Annotated in this window: 1 pseudogene; it reads right to left on the bottom strand. The window is 42.1% G+C overall.

Annotation, left to right across the window (positions count from 1 at the left end):
- A pseudogene (locus IQR33_RS09250) lies at positions 1-335 on the bottom strand (hybrid sensor histidine kinase/response regulator); the annotation flags it as partial.

Below are 335 nucleotides of genomic sequence, written 5' to 3'. Positions count from 1 at the left end.
TCGGCTTCAATGGTGCTCTGGATGCGAACTAATAACGTTTGCAGAGCTGAGATTTCTTCATTAGAAAACAGCTTATTATCTATTTTATGTGAAGAAATCAGCAAGTGAGTAACAGACTTTCCACGACCGAAGAGAGGCATAACGAGCGCAGTATTGCTTGAGCGCATACGCTCGTAGAGCTTTCTCATAGACCCTTTAGAAGAGGAGGCATAATCAATTTCTTCAGACAACTCATCAAGCACGAGAACTGACTTGCTTGACGGCAGGTACTCTTCGTAAAACGTTTCTGTGTAATTGCTAGTGACTAGCTGTAGCTTGTTGTTTGGTATGTTAAG

Origin of the sequence: Vibrio sp. OPT46 (assembly GCF_015163535.1) — a bacterium.
In the GTDB taxonomy this organism is placed as follows: Bacteria; Pseudomonadota; Gammaproteobacteria; order Enterobacterales; family Vibrionaceae; genus Vibrio; species Vibrio alginolyticus.
Note: the sequence above shows the minus strand (reverse complement) of the source record. Positions and strands in the feature narration are given on the sequence as shown.